The organism is Pseudomonas sp. RU47 (assembly GCF_004011755.1).
In the GTDB taxonomy this organism is placed as follows: Bacteria; Pseudomonadota; Gammaproteobacteria; order Pseudomonadales; family Pseudomonadaceae; genus Aquipseudomonas.
In genome coordinates this window covers 603045-619303 of record NZ_CP022411.1, presented here as the reverse complement: position 1 = coordinate 619303, position 16259 = coordinate 603045, and the positions used below count along the sequence as shown (strand labels likewise).

Annotated in this window: 13 protein-coding genes; 1 reads left to right on the top strand and 12 read right to left on the bottom strand. The window is 60.5% G+C overall.

What is annotated here, in order from left to right; genetic code table 11:
• Positions 1 to 75 precede the first annotated feature (75 nt).
• From CCX46_RS02720 to CCX46_RS02665, 12 genes are all read right to left on the bottom strand, one after another.
• Positions 76 to 2010, bottom strand: coding sequence for a methyl-accepting chemotaxis protein (locus CCX46_RS02720; protein ID WP_127925614.1), 1935 nt, complete (start codon positions 2008 to 2010; stop codon positions 76 to 78).
• A 140-nt stretch (positions 2011 to 2150) separates the two neighbouring features.
• Positions 2151 to 3440, bottom strand: a complete 1290-nt coding sequence (locus CCX46_RS02715) for an adenylosuccinate synthase (RefSeq protein ID WP_127925613.1) — start codon at positions 3438 to 3440, stop codon at positions 2151 to 2153.
• Positions 3441 to 3494: 54 nt separating this feature from the next.
• A complete protein-coding gene (locus CCX46_RS02710) occupies positions 3495 to 4682 on the bottom strand; it encodes an ATP phosphoribosyltransferase regulatory subunit (protein ID WP_007915833.1) in 1188 nt (395 codons plus the stop codon).
• Between the two features lie 313 nt (positions 4683 to 4995).
• A complete protein-coding gene (gene hflC, locus CCX46_RS02705) occupies positions 4996 to 5865 on the bottom strand; it encodes a protease modulator HflC (protein WP_007915830.1) in 870 nt (289 codons plus the stop codon).
• Positions 5865 to 7037 carry an FtsH protease activity modulator HflK gene (gene hflK / locus CCX46_RS02700; RefSeq protein ID WP_007915828.1) on the bottom strand — a complete coding sequence of 391 codons (1173 nt, stop codon included), beginning with the start codon at positions 7035 to 7037 and terminating at the stop codon, positions 5865 to 5867. The genes hflC and hflK overlap by 1 nt, the downstream gene beginning before the upstream one ends.
• Before the next feature lie 96 nt (positions 7038 to 7133).
• Positions 7134 to 8435, bottom strand: a complete 1302-nt coding sequence (hflX, locus tag CCX46_RS02695; RefSeq protein ID WP_007915827.1) for a ribosome rescue GTPase HflX — start codon at positions 8433 to 8435, stop codon at positions 7134 to 7136.
• A gap of 12 nt (positions 8436 to 8447) precedes the next feature.
• Entirely contained in the window at positions 8448 to 8708 is a 261-nt protein-coding gene (gene hfq / locus CCX46_RS02690; protein ID WP_007902656.1) for an RNA chaperone Hfq, read from the bottom strand.
• A 94-nt stretch (positions 8709 to 8802) separates the two neighbouring features.
• Entirely contained in the window at positions 8803 to 9774 is a 972-nt protein-coding gene (gene miaA, locus CCX46_RS02685; protein ID WP_127925612.1) for a tRNA (adenosine(37)-N6)-dimethylallyltransferase MiaA, read from the bottom strand.
• Positions 9774 to 11675, bottom strand: a complete 1902-nt coding sequence (gene mutL / locus CCX46_RS02680) for a DNA mismatch repair endonuclease MutL (protein WP_177413891.1) — start codon at positions 11673 to 11675, stop codon at positions 9774 to 9776. The genes miaA and mutL overlap by 1 nt, the downstream gene beginning before the upstream one ends.
• An 8-nt stretch (positions 11676 to 11683) precedes the next feature.
• Entirely contained in the window at positions 11684 to 13057 is a 1374-nt protein-coding gene (locus tag CCX46_RS02675; RefSeq protein WP_401044867.1) for an N-acetylmuramoyl-L-alanine amidase, read from the bottom strand.
• A gap of 57 nt (positions 13058 to 13114) precedes the next feature.
• A complete protein-coding gene (gene tsaE / locus CCX46_RS02670; protein ID WP_108224393.1) occupies positions 13115 to 13585 on the bottom strand; it encodes a tRNA (adenosine(37)-N6)-threonylcarbamoyltransferase complex ATPase subunit type 1 TsaE in 471 nt (156 codons plus the stop codon).
• The gene (locus tag CCX46_RS02665; protein WP_127925610.1) at positions 13573 to 15072 is read right to left on the bottom strand and encodes an NAD(P)H-hydrate dehydratase; all 1500 of its coding nucleotides are present in this window, start codon (positions 15070 to 15072) and stop codon (positions 13573 to 13575) included. Before CCX46_RS02665 ends, tsaE begins: the two co-directional genes overlap by 13 nt.
• Positions 15073 to 15135: 63 nt before the next feature.
• On the opposite strand from CCX46_RS02665, the gene queG reads away from it, so the two are divergent.
• The gene (queG, locus tag CCX46_RS02660) at positions 15136 to 16206 is read left to right on the top strand and encodes a tRNA epoxyqueuosine(34) reductase QueG (RefSeq protein ID WP_127925609.1); all 1071 of its coding nucleotides are present in this window, start codon (positions 15136 to 15138) and stop codon (positions 16204 to 16206) included.
• The last annotated feature ends 53 nt before the right edge of the window (positions 16207 to 16259 follow it).

Sequence of the window (16259 nt, the reverse complement as noted above, 5' to 3'; positions counted from 1 at the left end):
CAGGCTCGCTCCCACAGAGAAACGCATTCCAATGTGGGTGCGAGCCTGCTCGCGAAGAGGCCAGCCCGGACAAACTCAAGCCCTGAACTGCCCCAGGCTGGCCTTAAGCTGCGCCGCCAAGCCATCCAGCACCTTGCCACTTGCCGTGGTTTCCACCACCGCCTGCGCCGCTTTCTCGGCTTGTGCATGAATCGTCTCGACGCGCCCGCGCACAGCCTGCGCACCTTGCGCCTGATGTGCCGCTGCCTGGGTGGCCAGACCTATCGCCGCATGCACTTGCTCGACCGACGCCTGCACTGACTGCTGCAAGCGCGCGCTGTCGCGCAACACCAGCAACCCTTCGCTGGCCTGACGCCCGGCCTGGCCGATCGCCTCGACCGCCTCACGCGCGCCCTGCTGCAACGCGACGATGTGCGCCTGAATATCGCCGGTAGAGCTTTGTGTCTTGCTCGCCAACGCACGCACTTCGTCGGCAACAACGGCAAAACCACGCCCAGTCTCGCCAGCACGCGCCGCTTCAATCGCAGCGTTCAACGCCAGCAGATTGGTCTGCTCGGCAATCCCGTGAATCACCGTCAGCACCACTTCAATCTGTTCGCTCTGCTGCGCCAGCCGCTCGATGACTTTCGCCCCGGTATCGACCTGCCCCGCCAGCGCCTCGATCAGGCTGCCGACTTTGGCGGAGGTGCGGGTGTTTTCGTCGGTGGCCTGACGAATATCCACCACCTGCTTCAACGCCGCTTGCATTGCATGGCTTTCCGACTGCGCCTCATCAGCCATTTGCGACAGCGCTCGCAGGCTTTCCGCCACCTCATCACGCTGCATGCCGGCCGCCGCATCCGCCCCGGCATTGCGCAGGGTCATCGCGCCAATCTCGACGCCGGTACGCTGCGCGACATCGCCCGCCTCACGCACGATCGGCTGCAACTTATCCACAAAGCGATTGACCGCCGAGGCCATGTCGCCGATTTCGTCTTTGCTGTTGATCTGCACACGCTTGGTCAGATCGCCCTCGCCCGCCGCCAGGTCATCCATCGCTGCGTTGAGCATCTTCAGGCGATTGACCACGCGATGGCCCAACACTACCGCCAGCAACAACAGCACTCCACAACCGACCAGCGCCAGGCCCAGGCCTATGCGCCAGCGCAAGGTTGCTGCTGCTTCCCGAACGGTATTGGCGGTATTGGATTTCATCTCGGTTGCGGTGGACTGCGCTGATTGCAGGCGCGACTGCATGGCTTTGGCGCTGTCCGCTGCGGCGCCCTTGAGACTGTCGCCGACCAACTGATCACTGCTGGCGATCAACGCCGAGAAGCGCTTGTCCAGTGCCGCCAGATCGGTTTCCACCGAGGCTGTGGACACACCCATCAGCACCTTGCCGATTTCCACGCCGTTTGGATTGATCGAGGCTTCAAGGTAATAAACCGACGGATCGTTCTTGGCCGCATCCAGCACTTTATCCAGCGCACGCTCGCCCTGGCCTTTTTCCAGCAAGGCCTTGTTGATCGGGTTTTCGCGGTTGAGATAACGGGTCAGGTGCTGGCCAGTGGCGTCGTCGTAGACCACGAACAGCACATTGGGGTTGCGCTGGGCCCGGCGGGCGAACTCGGAAAGGGTCGGCACGTCGCTGTCCCACATGGCGCGCGGCGCAACGGAGGCGAGCAACTGCGCCATGTCATTGGCCGAATCCTTCAGATCCTTTTCCAGCGTCGCCCGCAACTGCGCCTGCTCGTCTTTCAGCCGCGAAGACAGACCGGCAGTCAGGCGCTGACGAGTGCTGGCAGACAACGCATCGAGGCTCGACGTGACTTCACGTCCCGCCTGCTCAAGTTCGCCGGAGAGTTTCTGGCTGTCGGCGCCGAGGCGCACCGCCAAATCAGCTTCCAGCGCGGTGACGGTGCTCCGCGTCAGGGCAACGGCCACCAACACCTGCACCAAAAGGGCGATACCAAGGGTAACGAACACGGGCCGCAACAAACGGCTTTGTAACAGTGAGAGAACGGCCGACACTGTGAATCCCTCTACTTCTGACGCCATTAATTTGATGGCACTCTTGTAGACAGATTCACAGCAAAGGTCATGCCGTCCAACAGGCATAAACGACAAAGGCCCCGATGAAGGGGCCTTTGTGTTTTTACATCAACGACTTATCAAGCAAACGGATGACGCAGAACGATGGTTTCGTTGCGATCCGGGCCCGTCGAAATAATGTCGATCGGCGCGCCGATCAACTCTTCAACGCGTTTGATGTAGGCACGAGCGTTAGCTGGCAGCTCTTCCAGGGTTTTCGCACCCACGGTCGATTCGGTCCAGCCCGGCACTTCTTCGTACACAGGCTGCAGGCCCACGTAGCTGTCAGCGTCGGTCGGGGCAACAGCATTGCCGTCCGCATCTTTGTAGCCGACGCAGATGTTGATGGTTTCCAGACCGTCGAGGACGTCCAGCTTGGTCAGGCAGATGCCCGAGATGCTGTTCACATCGATAGCGCGACGCAGGATAACGGCGTCGAACCAGCCGCAACGACGGGCACGGCCGGTGGTCGCACCGAACTCGTGACCTTGTTTGGCCAGATGCGCGCCGACGTCGTCGAACAGCTCAGTCGGGAATGGACCCGAACCGACGCGAGTGGTGTAAGCCTTGGTGATGCCCAGGATGTAGTCCAGGAACATCGGGCCAACGCCGGAACCGGTGGCCACGCCACCGGCGGTGGTGTTGGAGCTGGTCACGTACGGGTAGGTACCGTGGTCGATGTCGAGCAACGAACCCTGGGCGCCTTCGAACATGATGTCTTTGCCGGCGCGACGCAGGTCGTGCAGCTCGGCAGTGACGTCGAGCATCAGCGGCTTCAGCAGCTCGGCGTATTCCTTGCACTCGGCCAGGGTCTTTTCGAACTCGATGGCCGGCTCTTTGTAGTAACCGACCAGCATGAAGTTGTGGTAATCCACAAGTTCACGCAGCTTGTCTTCGAAGCGCGGCATGTTCAGCAGGTCGCCAACACGCAGGCCACGACGCGCAACCTTGTCTTCGTACGCCGGGCCGATGCCGCGACCGGTGGTACCGATCTTCAGCTCGCCACGGGCCTTTTCACGGGCTTGGTCCAGCGCCACGTGGAAGGACAGGATCAGCGGGCAAGACGGGCTGATACGCAGACGCTCGCGCACCGGTACGCCTTTCTCTTCCAGCTTGGTGATCTCGCGCAGCAGGGCGTCAGGTGCAACCACCACGCCGTTGCCGATCAGGCACTGCACGCCTTCGCGCAGCACGCCCGACGGAATCAGGTGCAGGACGGTTTTTTCGCCGTCGATCACCAGTGTGTGGCCAGCGTTGTGGCCACCTTGGTAGCGCACTACGGCGGCAGCATGTTCGGTCAGCAGATCAACGATCTTGCCTTTGCCCTCATCACCCCATTGGGTGCCCAGGACTACGACATTCTTACCCATAACACTTGTCCTCATTCGCGCAAACTTGGTGCCGGCGATGGCCGGCAGGAAAACTCAAGAAGCCAGTGGCGATACTTGCCAAAGCCCGTTCTGCTGAATCAATTGCCGGTCGCAGTCCGCATCACGGGCGGCGGCCAAAGGTTGTCCAGGCAACGCCTGAACGACACGCTGACCCTCACTGCGCAACTGGCAAACCTGCTGCCAGAGTGCCGCATCCGTACTGTCAGGCATCCAGATACCGCCAGACGGTAGCTCGATCTCAGCACGCCCCAGGGTCACCAGGGTTTTCAAATCGGTGGAAAAGCCAGTTGCCGGACGGGCGCGGCCAAAATCAGCGCCGATGTCGTCGTAACGACCGCCCTGAGCAATGGACTGACCAACGCCCGGCACGAACACCGCAAACACCACACCGGTGTGGTAGTGGTAGCCACGCAGCTCGCCCAGATCGAAGTACAACGGCAGCTCCGGGAAGCGCGCCGACAGACGCTCGGCGATCGCCAGCAAATCTTCCAGTGCCGCCAGAACCGGCGCCGGCGCATTGGCCAGGCGCTCACGGGCAGCGCTCAGCACTTCACGGCCGCCGCACAGATCAACCAGCGCTCGCAGCATGCCGGACAGGTCGGCGGGCAAGCCTTCGGTCAAGGTAATGACCTCGTCGATGGCTTTGCGTTGCAGCGCGTCGAACAACTGCTGCTCGACTTCACCCGACAGACCGGCGGCACGCGCCAGACCACGGTAGATGCCGACATGACCAAGATCCATGTGCACATCCGGCACGTCGGCCAGTTGCAGCATGGCCAGCATCAGGCTGATCACTTCAACGTCGCTGCTCGGGCTGGCGTCGCCGTACAACTCGGCGCCCAACTGGATCGGGCTGCGCGAGGACGACAATGCACGCGGCTGGGCATGCAGCACGCTGCCGGCGTAGCACAGACGGCTCGGACCTTCGCGCCGCAGGGTGTGCGCATCGATGCGCGCCACTTGCGGCGTGATGTCGGCACGGAAACCCATCTGCCGGCCCGATTGCGGGTCGATGACCTTGAAGGTACGCAGATCCAGGTCCTGGCCCGCGCCGGTCAGCAGGGATTCCAGGTACTCGATATGGGGAGTCACGACAAACTCGTAACCCCAGCTCTGGAACAGATCCAACACCTGACGACGCGCGACTTCAATGCGCGCCGCCTCCGGTGGCAGTACTTCTTCGATGCCATCTGGCAGCAGCCAGCGGTCTACCGTTGCCATTACGCCATTCCCCTTTGATCCGGGCGGCCAGCCTGCGGGCGAGCCTTGAGTGAAGCAGAAAATGACCGATCCGTTCAAAACGCACGCGCATGAACGACGCGGCGAAAGGCCTGTTACCGGCTTCGCCCATCACTTTCCTCGAAATACTCTCGGGCCATTCAACCCGATGCCTGCAACAAAAAACAGCAATCAAACGTGCAGACGCAAAAAAGCCGGGAATTTCCCGGCTGCCGCATCATACACACGTTTTCCCAAAGGATCACCCCGCCCGAGGTTTTAGCCGCCGGGCGGAATGATTCAGGTCAACGGCGTATCAAGGCTTGGCCTTTTCCAGGTAATGGAAAAAGTCGCTGCTTGGGTCGAGGACCAATACGTCGGATTTGTTCGCGAAGCTTTCACGGTAGGCGCGCAGGCTACGGTAGAAACTGTAGAACTCCTGATCCTGACCGTAGGCCTTGGAGTAGATCGCAGCGGCCTGGGCATCACCGTCACCGCGAACCTCTTCGGATTCACGATAGGCTTCAGCCAGCAGCACGCGGCGTTGACGATCGGCGTCAGCACGTATGCCTTCCGCCAGCTCGTTACCCTTGGCGCGGTGCTCGCGAGCTTCACGCTCACGCTCGGTGCTCATACGTTCGAACACGCTGCGGTTCACTTCTTTCGGCAGGTCGATGGTCTTGACCCGGACATCGACCACTTCGATACCCAGCTCTTTTTCCGCCATCTTGTTCAGCGAAGCAGTGATGTCAGCCATCAGTGCGTCACGCTCACCCGACACCACTTCGTGCAGGGTGCGCTTACCGAACTGGTCACGCAGACCGGATTCCAGACGACGGGACAGACGCTCGTCGGCGATTTGCTTCAGACCGGAAGTCGCGGTGTAGAAGCGCTCGGCATCTTTCACTCGCCACTTGGCGTAGGCATCGACCATCACGGCTTTCTTTTCCAGGGTCAGGAAGCGCTGCGTCGGTGCATCGAGCGTCATCAGACGTGCGTCGAATTTACGCACCTGGTTAACGTAAGGCACTTTCACATGCAGACCCGGCTGAACATCGGCCTGAACCACACGACCGAATTGCAGCAGCACCGCACGCTCGGTCTGAGCGACGATGTAGAAGCAGTTCCAGCCCACCAGCACGACAACGACGCCAACGATCAGGGCGATCAGCGATTTATTGCTCATCAGCGGGTCTCCCTTGTGCGCGACTGCGGCAGGTCAGTGACATGCGGCGTGACGTCCGTGTTGTTGCTGGCGGCAGCCGAACCGGTGACCGGTGCATTGCTGCCTGAACTGTTCTGAATCATTTTGTCCAACGGCAGGTAAAGCAGGTTGCTCTGGCCGTTTTTGTTGCCGGTCACGAGTACCTTGCTGGTGTTGCTGAAGACTTCCTGCATGGTGTCCAGGTACAGACGCTGGCGGGTAACCTCAGGTGCCTTGCGGTACTCGGCAACCAGTTTGGTAAAGCGATCTGCTTCACCCTTGGCGCGCGAGACCGTTTCGTCACGGTAACCGTTAGCATCTTCGAGTATGCGCTGGGCCTGACCACGGGCTTCCGGCACGACGCCGTTGGCGTAGGTTTCAGCCTGGTTGCGCGAACGCTGCTCGTCTTCACGGGCGCGGATCACGTCGTCAAAGGCTTCCTGCACTTCACGCGGTGCCGCTGCGCTCTGTACGTTGACCTGAGTGACGGTGATACCGGTGCGATAGGTATCGAGGAAGCGTTGCAGACGCTCCTTGATTTCGCTGGCCATCAGTTCACGACCTTCGGTCAGCACCTGGTCCATGGCGGTCGAACCCACCACGTGGCGCAGGGCGCTGTCGGTCGCGTGCTGCAGGCTGATTTCCGGCTGATCAACGTTCAGCACGAAGTCCTGCAGATTGCTGATCTTGTACTGCACGGTCAGCGGCACTTCGACGATATTCTCGTCTTCGGTCAGCATCTGGCCCTGCTTGGTGTAGGCACGCTCACGCGTGACGTTTTCCATGTACTTCTTGTCGATCGGCGGGAAGTAGATGTTCAGGCCCGGGCCGACAGTCTCGTAGTACTTGCCGAAACGCAGCACCACGGCCTGCTCCTGCTCGTCCACCACATAGACCGCGCTGTACAGCCAGACAGCCGCCAGCACAACGAGGCCGATGCCGAGCAGACCGCCGAAGCCGCCACTGCTCTTGCCCGAACCACCGCCGTCATCACCACGTTTCTTACCACCACCGAACAACCCGTTCAGGCTTTCCTGCAGCTTTCGGAAGGCCTCGTCGAGATCCGGTGGCCCCTTGCGGTCGCCGTTATTGCGGCGCTTGCCACCCCAAGGATCCTGATTATTCGAGTTGCCACCCGGCTCATTCCAAGCCATAGCGCTCTCCATCTGATAAAGCAAAGACGCACCCACGGCGCGCCGACCAATGCTACAGAATGCCTGCCTTTGCGGCACAACCGCTTTGTCAGGCTTTTATTGCAAAGTGTGTTGCTCGATGAATTCCATCGGCTGCAATCCTTCGCGGCTTACCAGTCGATTCAACTCGACACGGGGCAAACGAACGGCCAGCAGACTGATGCCTTCTTCGTCATGCTCTTCTTTCTGCACCGCACCGAGTTCGAAAAACTGCGCACGCAGTCGGGCGAATCGTTGCGGCAAGCGCAAGGTACCGATAAACAAATCACTGCCAAGTAATTCGGCGATGGCTTGCTCAAGCAATTCCAGACCACTACCGTCACGCGCCGAAAGCCAGACCCGCTGGGGCTTGCCGTTTTCGTCGCGCTGGATTTGTGGCTCAACGCCTTCAAGCAAATCGAGTTTGTTATAGACCTCGAGGATCGGCAAGTCCTGGGCACCAATCTCGCCCAGCACCACCATCACCTGCTCGATCTGCAACATGCGATCCGGTTCGGCCGCATCGATCACGTGCAACAGCAGATCGGAATTGCTCGACTCTTCGAGGGTAGACCGAAATGCCTCGACCAGCTTGTGCGGCAGGTGACGAATGAAGCCCACCGTGTCCGCCAGGACAATCGGCCCCAGGTCGTCCAGTTCCAGACGACGCAGGGTCGGGTCCAGCGTGGCGAACAATTGGTCGGCCGCGTAGACGTCGGATTTCGTCACGTTGTTGAAGAGTGTGGACTTGCCGGCGTTGGTGTAGCCCACCAGAGACACGGTAGGAATGTCCGCACGGGAGCGACCGCGTCGCGATTGCTCGCGCTGGCTGCGCACCTTCTCCAGCCGGCCCTTGATCTGGCGCAGGCGGACCCGCAGCAAACGGCGGTCGGTTTCCAGTTGGGTTTCACCCGGACCGCGCATGCCGATACCGCCACCCTGACGCTCAAGGTGAGTCCAGCCGCGAACCAGCCGCGTGCTCATGTGGTCAAGCTGGGCCAGTTCAACCTGGAGCTTGCCTTCATGGGTACGGGCGCGCTGGGCGAAAATATCGAGAATCAGGCCGGTACGGTCGATCACGCGACACTCGAAAACACGTTCGAGGTTACGTTCCTGACTGGGCGTGAGGATGTGATTGAAAATCACCAGATCGGCTTCTTCAGCCTTGACCAGGTCGCGCAGTTCCTCGACCTTGCCGCTGCCGATCAGGTATTTGGCGGTTGGCCGATGACGCGGCACGTTAAAAAACGCAACGGTCTCGGCGCCGGCCGAATTAGCCAATTCCTGAAACTCCTGCGGATCTTCGCGCGCCTCAGGGTCCTGTCCATCCAAGTGAACGAGGATGACTCGTTCACCACCACCGTGGCGCTCAAAGAACAAAGGAGACTCCTATCAGGCGTTACCTGGCTCAGCGTCACCTGCTTCGGATTCGGTTGCGCTAGGCAGACGAATTGGACGAACCGGCACTACTGTCGAGATAGCGTGTTTGTAAACCATCTGGCTCACGGTGTTTTTCAGCAGGATCACGAACTGGTCGAACGACTCGATCGTGCCTTGCAGTTTGATACCGTTGACCAGGTAGATGGAAACCCCAACTTTCTCTTTACGTAAAGTATTCAAGTAAGGGTCTTGTAGCGAATGCCCTTTTGACATGTGCCGCACTCCTTTAAGGATTCAATAATAAAAATAGGTAATTCAGATGGCTTTGGCCGTCACACCCCCAAGGATAGACGGCAATTGCAAGGACTCAGCTCAATATGGAGATGGTCCCAAGGTATTTCAAGGCGCGTGGCAGATTGTCGCAATCAAGACTGTCCAGCCAGTGTATATCTTCCCAGCTGCGCAGCCAGGTGAACTGGCGTTTGGCCAATTGGCGCGTGGCGATGATGCCGCGCTCCTGCATTTCGGCCAATGTCAGCTTGCCATCCAGGTAGTCCCAGACTTGGCGGTAGCCTACCGCACGTATAGACGGCAACCCCGAATGCAGGTCACTTCTTTTACGCAGGGCTACGACCTCGTCGATGAACCCCTGTTCCAACATATTTGTGAATCTTTGTTTAATGCGCTCGTGCAATACCTGACGATTTGCCGGGGCAATGGCCAAGTTCGCGACAGTATAGGGCAATTGTTGCAGTCCCGAAGCGGCTGCTTCAGTACTTTGCGCAGATTGTTGCAAGCGCAACTCGGTCATGCTCTGACCACTGACCCGATAAACTTCCAGCGCGCGACTCAGGCGCTGCGGATCGTTCGGGTGAATCCGCGCCGCTGACACCGGGTCGATGACCGCCAATTGGTCGTGCAAGGCTTGCCAGCCAAGGCGTGCAGCCTCTTCTTCGATCTGCGCGCGGACTTCGGGGTCGGCGGCGGGCATGTCTGCCAGGCCTTCGACCAGAGCCTTGTAATAGAGCATCGTGCCACCGACCAGCAGCGGAATTTTTCCGCGTGCGGTGATCTCGGCCATGGCTTGCAGGGCATCGCGACGGAAATCTGCAGCTGAATAGGCTTCGGCAGGATCAAGAATATCGATCAGACGGTGCGGAAATTCGGCCAGCAATTCTTTCGAAGGCTTGGCCGTGCCGATGTCCATGCCGCGATAGACCAGCGCCGAATCGACACTGATCAACTCGCACGGCAGCACCTTGGTCAGTTCGATGGCCAGATCGGTCTTGCCCGCAGCGGTCGGGCCCATCAGGAAAATCGCTGGAGGGAGCTGGCTCATCAACGACCGCGCAGGAACAGTTTGTCCAGATCGTCCAGACCCAATTGGGTCCAGGTCGGTCGGCCATGGTTGCATTGACCGCTGCGCTCGGTGTTTTCCATGTCACGCAGCAGGCCGTTCATTTCCGGCAGGGCCAGGCGCCGGTTGGCGCGAATCGCGCCGTGACAAGCCATGGTGCCGAGCAGTTCGTTGAGGTGCGCCTGAATCCGGTCGCTGGTGCCGTACTCCATCAGGTCCGACAGTACGTCGCCGACCAGACGGTTGGCTTCAGCTTGCTTCAACAACGCCGGAATCTGGCGGATTGCCAGGGTTTCCGGGCCCAGACGCTGCAATTCGAAGCCCAGGCGCTGGAACCATGCCGCGTGTTCTTCAGCGCAATCAGCCTCGCGCTGGCTAACGGCGAGGGATTCCGGCACCAACAACGGCTGACCGCTGAGGCCTTCGCTGGCCATGGCGATCTTCAGGCGTTCGTACATGATCCGCTCATGAGCGGCGTGCATGTCCACCAGCACCAGCCCTTGAGCGTTTTCGGAAAGAATATAGATGCCTTTCAACTGCGCCAGGGCATAACCGAGCGGCGGAATGTCTTCCTGACCAGCCGGCAGTGCGTTGGCGTTTGCCTCAGGCAGCGGCGCGAAAAACTCGCGATACGCAGCCTGAGCCTCAGCAGCCGGCGGCACCGCCGATTGCGGGCGCGGTGTGTACTGATACTGATAGGCGCCGCCAGCACTGGCACCGGAGGCGGTATTGAACGCCGGCTGCGCCTGCGGTTGCTCCAGCAGCGCGTTGGCCGCCAGACGCATTTCGCCTTGCGGGCCGAACTCACCGGCATCGATGCCCGTTGGCCGCACGACGGCAGTGGTCACGGAACCGGCAAGCTGATCTTCCGGCCGCACATCGCCCAAAGCGCGGTGCAAGGTGCCGTAAAGGAAGTCATGCACCATGCGCCCGTCACGGAAGCGCACTTCGTGTTTGGTCGGGTGCACGTTGACGTCGACCGCCGCCGGATCAACCTCGAAGAACAATGCAAACGTCGGATGGCGACCGTTGAACAGCACGTCGCGATAGGCCTGACGCACCGCGTGGGCCACCAGTTTGTCGCGCACCGCACGACCATTCACGAAGAAATACTGCAAATCCGCCTGACTGCGGTTGAACGTCGGCAATCCAACCCAGCCCCATAAATGCAGGCCATTGCGCTCGATCTCGATCGGCAGCGCCTGCTCAAGGAAACCTGAGCCGCAGATTGCCGCCACACGGCGGGCGCGGGCCGCATCATCGTGGGCCTCGTGCAGGCTGAGGATGGTCTTGCCGTTGTGGCGCAGATGGAATGCCACGTCGAAACGCGCCAGTGCCAGACGTTTGATCACTTCTTGCAGGTGATCGAATTCGGTTTTTTCGGTCTTGAGGAATTTGCGCCGCGCGGGGGTGTTGAAAAACAGGTCACGCACTTCCACCGAGGTGCCGACCGGATGCGCCGCTGGCTGAACCCGAGGCGCCATGTCGCGGCCTTCGGTTTCGACCTGCCAGGCTTGATCGGCATCGCGAGTACGCGAGGTCAGCGTCAGGCGCGCCACGGAGCTGATCGACGCCAGTGCCTCTCCACGGAACCCGAGACTCATCACCTGCTCAAGGTCTTCCAGATTGCGAATCTTGCTGGTGGCGTGTCGGGCCAGCGCCAACGGCAGGTCATCGGCAGAGATGCCGCTGCCATCGTCACGTACACGCAGCAGCTTGACGCCACCCTGCTCGACGTCGACATCAATGCGTTTGGCGCCGGAATCGAGGCTGTTTTCCAACAGCTCCTTGATCACCGAGGCCGGGCGTTCGACCACCTCACCAGCGGCAATCTGGTTCGCCAGCCGTGGGCTGAGCAGTTCAATGCGAGCAGCAGCGTTCAGCACTTCGTTCATTCTTTGGACGCCAGTTCGGTGCCAGGAATGGTCAAGTGCTGACCGACTTTCAGCTCATCGCTTTTCAGGTTGTTGGCGGCGCGCAGCGTGGCTGGCGACACCTGATAGCGCACGCCGATCATCGCCAGCGTTTCCCCCGGGCCAACACGGTGATCACGCGGGCCCTGGGCGATCTTGCCGGAATCACGCAGCCAGGCGATGTAGGTGCCCGGTGGCGGATTCTGCTGGAAGAACTGACGCACGCCGCTGCTGATCGAACGCGCCAGCGCTTGCTGATGGCTCGAGGCGGAGAGCTTGTTTGCTTCGTTAGCGTTGGAGATGAAGCCGGTTTCGACCAGGATCGACGGGATGTCCGGCGACTTCAGCACCATGAACCCGGCCTGTTCCACACGCTGTTTGTGCAGCGGCGTGACGCGGCCGATGTTGGTCAGGACTTTCTGGCCGACGTTGAGGCTGGAAGTCAGCGAGGCGGTCATCGACAGGTCGAGCAGTACGCCCGCGAGCATGCGGTCCTTGTCGTCGAGGCTGACGTTGCCGGCACCACCGATCAAGTCGGAACGGTTTTCACTGTCGGCCAGCCAACGAGCAGTTTCGGAAGTAGCGCCGCGATCAGACAGGGCAAACACCGAAGCGCCGAAGGCTGCGGCGGATGGGGCAGCGTCGGCGTGAATCGAGACGAACAGGTCGGCGCCCTTCTTGCGGGCGATTTCGGTACGGCCGCGCAACGGGATGAAATAGTCGCCGGTACGGGTCAACTCGGCACGGAAGCCTTTCATGCCGTTGACCTGACGCTGCAGTTCACGGGCGATTTGCAGTACAACGTCTTTCTCACGCTGGCCACGCGAGCCGGATGCACCCGGGTCTTCGCCACCATGGCCGGCGTCGATCACGACAATAATGTCGCGCTTGCCGGCCGGGGCTGGCGGCAACTTGATCGCAGGCTCGGTCGGGGTTACTGGCACCGCTGGCACGGTGGCCACCTGCGGCGTTGGCGCCGGCGGCGGTGCGGCGTCGGCCGGGTTGTCGAACAGATCGACCACCAGACGGTTGCCGTACTGCGCGTTTGGCGCCAGCGAGAAGCTTTTCGGGGTGACGGCTTTCTTCAGATCGATGACCACGCGCAGGTCGGTCGGCGTGCGCTGGGCCGAGCGCATCGCGGTGATCGGCGTGTTCGCGGTCTGTACATTCAGCGGCGCACCGAGGGTGGCGCCGTTGATGTCGATCACCAGCCGGTCCGGTGAGGTCAGGGTGAAGACGCTGTGCTGCACCGGGCCGCTCAGGTCGAAGACCAGTCGCGTGTTGTCCGGCGCCCGCCACAGGCGCACGCTGTTGACCTTCGAATCGGCCACAGCGTTGACGGTTACTGCCATCAACAACAGTCCAGCGGCAGCCACCAACGCGCGAAAGCGCATACCTAACCCCATCATTTAATTGGATTCCAATGCCAAAGCGGCACACCAGGCCTCGCCACGCGAGCCCTGGGATAAAATTTTCAGCGAACGCCCGCTGTCTTGCGGGCTAATGGTAATGGTCAGGTCAGGCTTTGGCAAAAAGCCTGCACCTTTATCGGGCCATTCGATCAGGCACATCGCGTCGTCTTCGAAGTAGTCGCGGATGCCGAGAAACTCCAGTTCCTCCGGATCAACCAGTCGATACAGATCGAAGTGGAAGGCGCGGACGTCGCCGATTTCGTAGGGTTCGACCAAGGTGAAGGTCGGACTTTTTACCGCACCAACATGGCCCAACCCGCGGATGATGCCCCGTGAGAGCGTGGTTTTGCCCATCCCCAGGTTGCCTTCGAGAAAAATCAGGCCATGGCCCTGGGTCACGCGGGCGATCCGTGCGCCAAAGTCGCTCATGGCCTGTTCATCGGCCAGGTACAGGGTTACTTCAGACACGGTGCTTGCTCCTCCAACAACTGACGAATGGCTGGAATCAGATCACTGGCCGCCAGCCCACGGCCGAATTTTCCTTGTTGCAGACCGGCATTGGCGTGCAGCCAGACCGCCAGACACGCGGCATCGAAGCCGTGCATGCCTTGCGCCAGCAGTGCACCGGTCAAACCGGCCAGCACATCGCCGAGTCCGGCGGTGGCCATGGCCGGATGGCCCTGATGACACAACGCCAGACGTCCATCGGGATGCGCGATCAGGCTGCCAGCGCCTTTCAACACCACAACCGCTGTATATTTTTTGCTCAATTCCAGCGCCGCCGCCGGACGATCCGCTTGCACTTCTGCGGTGCTGATTTCCAGCAAACGCGCGGCTTCGCCCGGATGCGGGGTGATCACGCAATCCTTGGGCAACTCAACGAAACCGCTCGCCAGCAGGTTCAATGCGTCGGCGTCCCAGACTTGCGGCAGCGCGGCATTCGCGGCAGCTGACAACAGCGCCCGCCCCCAGCTAGCCTGTCCCAACCCCGGACCAACCACCAGTACAGAAACTTTTTCCAGCAAACTCATCAACTGATTGGCCGACGAGGTTCCGAGCGCCATGGCTTCCGGCACTCGCGTCAGCGCCGCCGGGACGTGTTCAGGACGGGTCGCCAGCGAAACCATACCCGCGCCACTGCGCAGGGCCGTTTCCGTGCTGAGCAAAATCGCCCCGCCAAACCCGTGATCGCCGCCGATCAGCAACACATGGCCGAAACGGCCCTTGTGCGAAGTCGGGGCTCGCGCCGCCAACCTCGGAAGATTAGCCGTGTTGAGCCGCTGGGCGATGACAGGAATGTCACGATAAATGTCGGCGCTGGCCTGCAAATCGTTAAATACCAATTGGCCGACATGATCCGCCGCGTCCCCGGTAAACAGGCCGATTTTCAGCCCGATAAAGGTCACCGTAAGATCAGCCTGTACAGCGGCGCCCAGAACATGCCCGGAGTCGGCGCTTAGACCTGAAGGGATATCGACGGCGGTCACCGGCAAACCGCTGGTGTTGATTGCCTTGATCGCCGACACGTAAGGCTCGCGAACCTCACCGCTCAACCCAGTACCGAGCAAGGCATCGAGAATGATCCCGCGCAATTCACTTTGAGCCTGCCAGGCCTGCACCGCGACACCTTCATTCAGCGCTTCGGCATGGGCCAGTGCGGCATCGCCCTGCAAACGCTGCGGATCGCCGACTGCCAACACCCGCACCTGCCAACCGGCTCGTTGCGCCATGGTCGCGACCAGATAACCGTCACCGGCATTGTTGCCATGCCCGGCCAGCACCGTCAGTTCAGTCGCCGACGGCCATTGCCGCACCAGCGCTCGCCACGTCGCATGCGCCGCGCGCTGCATCAATTCGAAGCCCGGCATACCGGCGGCGATCAGCCGTGCGTCGAGCTCGCGCACCTGCGCGGCACCATACAGCGCGTCGGGTAATTGATCTTTCGTGTGCGGCATGCGTCTTCGGGCTCCGATGTCTGGCAGAATTATACGCACCTCAGCTCCGGTTTCTCTCGTCTCATGTCCGCTATCACCACAGACCTGCCCGCCCTCGCCCAATCAATCAAGGATTGGGGCCGCGAGCTGGGCTTTCAGCAAGTCGGCATCAGCGGTCTGGACCTGGCCGAGCATGAGCAGCACCTCGCACGCTGGCTCAAGGCCGGCTACCACGGCGAAATGGATTACATGGGCGCCCATGGCAGCAAACGCTCGCACCCCGAAGAGCTGGTGCCGGGCACATTGCGCGTGGTTTCGCTGCGCATGGACTACTTGCCGGGCGATACGCAAATGGCGCAAATGCTCGCGCAACCGGAAAAAGCCTACGTGTCGCGTTATGCCTTGGGCCGCGATTACCACAAATTGATCCGTAAACGTGTTCAGCAATTGGCCGACAAGATTCAGGCGCAGATCGGCCCGTTCGGTTTTCGCGCGTTTGTCGACAGCGCCCCGGTGCTGGAAAAAGCCATCGCTGAACAGGCCGGGCTGGGCTGGATCGGTAAAAACACCTTGGTGCTGAACCGTAAGGCCGGTAGCTATTTCTTCCTGAGCGAATTGTTTGTCGATCTACCATTGCCGGTGGATGAGCCGCACAGCACTGAACACTGCGGCCGCTGCACTGCATGCCTCGATATCTGCCCGACCAACGCCTTCGTCGGCCCGTATGTGCTGGACGCGCGACGTTGCATTTCCTATCTGACCATCGAATTGAAAAGCGCCATCCCTGAAGACCTGCGTCCGTTGATCGGCAATCGCGTGTTCGGTTGTGATGACTGCCAGATCGTCTGCCCGTGGAACCGTTTCGCCAAGCCTTCCGGGGAAAGCGATTTCAAGCCGCGGCACAATCTCGACAATGCCGAATTGGCTGAGCTGTTTTTGTGGGACGAAGAGAAATTTTTAGGTAGCACTGAAGGTTCGCCGTTGCGGCGAGCCGGGTATGAGCGTTGGTTGAGGAATCTGGCGGTGGGATTGGGCAATGCGCCTTCAACGATTCCGGTACTGGAAGCATTGAAGGCGCGACGGGATTATCCGTCAGAGTTGGTTAGAGAGCATGTGGAGTGGGCGTTGCGTCAGCATGTCCCTGACACACTGTAAAATCCTTTCGATCCACTTTTGCGGTGCGACCAATAGCCTGCACAGTCCGCTGG

Excerpts from the sequence above, each read along its gene's own strand:
- CCX46_RS02715 (WP_127925613.1), bottom strand. The coding sequence starts at position 3,440 with ATGGGTAAGAATGTCGTAGTCCTGGGCACCCAATGGGGTGATGAGGGC.
- CCX46_RS02710 (WP_007915833.1), bottom strand. The coding sequence starts at position 4,682 with ATGGCAACGGTAGACCGCTGGCTGCTGCCAGATGGCATCGAAGAAGTA.
- hflC (WP_007915830.1), bottom strand. The coding sequence starts at position 5,865 with ATGAGCAATAAATCGCTGATCGCCCTGATCGTTGGCGTCGTTGTCGTG.
- hflK (WP_007915828.1), bottom strand. The coding sequence starts at position 7,037 with ATGGCTTGGAATGAGCCGGGTGGCAACTCGAATAATCAGGATCCTTGG.
- hfq (WP_007902656.1), bottom strand. The coding sequence starts at position 8,708 with ATGTCAAAAGGGCATTCGCTACAAGACCCTTACTTGAATACTTTACGT.
- miaA (WP_127925612.1), bottom strand. The coding sequence starts at position 9,774 with ATGAGCCAGCTCCCTCCAGCGATTTTCCTGATGGGCCCGACCGCTGCG.
- CCX46_RS02675 (WP_401044867.1), bottom strand. The coding sequence starts at position 13,057 with ATGGCAGTAACCGTCAACGCTGTGGCCGATTCGAAGGTCAACAGCGTG.
- CCX46_RS02665 (WP_127925610.1), bottom strand. The coding sequence starts at position 15,072 with ATGCCGCACACGAAAGATCAATTACCCGACGCGCTGTATGGTGCCGCG.
- queG (WP_127925609.1), top strand. The coding sequence starts at position 15,136 with ATGTCCGCTATCACCACAGACCTGCCCGCCCTCGCCCAATCAATCAAG.